The sequence below is a fragment of the Candidatus Nitrotoga sp. 1052 genome (assembly GCF_927312905.1).
In the GTDB taxonomy this organism is placed as follows: Bacteria; Pseudomonadota; Gammaproteobacteria; order Burkholderiales; family Gallionellaceae; genus Nitrotoga.
Window position 1 is genome coordinate 1 of sequence record NZ_CAKMHQ010000028.1, and the last position, 1,166, is coordinate 1,166.

1 protein-coding gene is annotated in these 1,166 nt (G+C 53.6%); it reads left to right on the forward strand.

The annotated features are described in order from the left end of the window. Positions 1-59: 59 nt before the first annotated feature. On the forward strand, positions 60-1,043 hold the full coding sequence (locus MJ768_RS05970; protein ID WP_239288915.1) for an IS5 family transposase: 984 nt from the start codon (positions 60-62) through the stop codon (positions 1,041-1,043). Positions 1,044-1,166 lie beyond the last annotated feature (123 nt).

Sequence of the window (1,166 nt, forward strand, 5' to 3'; positions counted from 1 at the left end):
TCACTGAACTTCGCCACCATGATATAATTGCATCACTTTGATTATTAGTGATTAACGAGATGCAATCAAGTTTTTCTGAACTGGAGTATGCGGCAAAGAAGCGTGTGACACGGCGTGATCGTTTTCTGGCCGAAATTGAAGCGGTCACGCCCTGGTTATCCCTGACGAATGTCATTGCTCCGCATTACCCGAGCGGCGGCGGCCCAGGTCGCCCGCCGGTCGGACTGGAGCGGATACTGCGTATGTATGTCGCGCAGCAGTGCTTCGGTCTTTCGGATGAGGCGACGGAAGATGCGCTTTACGACAGTCAGGCCATACGCCGTTTTGTCGGCATTGATTTGAATCGTGAAGCGGCACCGGATGCAACGACCCTGCTCAAATTTCGCCATCTGCTGGAAGCGCATCAACTGACCGAATCCATCTTCAACGCGATCAACGCCCATCTGGCTGAGAAGGGATTGCTTCTGCGTGAGGGTACCATTGTCGATGCCACGCTGATCGCCGCACCTCCTTCGACCAAGAATAAGAAAGGGAAACGTGATGCCGAGATGCACCAGTCCAAAAAAGGCAATCAGTGGCATTTCGGCATGAAGGCACACATTGGGGTTGATGCGCAGTCAGGGCTTGTCCACACCCTCGTCGGCACGGCAGCCAATGTGCATGATGTAACCCAAGCGCAGGCGCTGCTGCATGGCGATGAAACGGATGTGTTTGGTGATGCGGGTTATCAGGGCGTTGAGAAGCGTGAAGAGAATCTGGAGCTGCCCGTGACCTGGCATGTTGCGATGCGGCCCTCCAAACGTAAAGCGCTGGACAAGTCGGCTGTAGGCGAGCTGATGGAAAAACTTGAACATGCCAAAGCCAGCATTCGTGCCAAAGTCGAGCATCCATTCCATGTGGTGAAGAACCTGTTCAGGCACCGCAAGGCCCGCTACAAAGGGTTGGCCAAGAACACCGCTCAGCTATTTGCGCTGTTTGGTTTTGCCAATTTGGTGCTGGCGCGCCGATGGCTATGTATTGCTGACGGCCAAGTTGCGCCCTAAAAACGAAAAACGGAGGAATAACGCAAAAAATGGCGCAATTCAGGGCAAAAATCGCAGAATTTCACCCCGCATCCGGAAACTACGCACCGGACTCTGCTGTGCGGTGAATTATTCAGCGTTTCC

Excerpts from the sequence above, each read along its gene's own strand:
- MJ768_RS05970 (WP_239288915.1), top strand. The coding sequence starts at position 60 with ATGCAATCAAGTTTTTCTGAACTGGAGTATGCGGCAAAGAAGCGTGTG.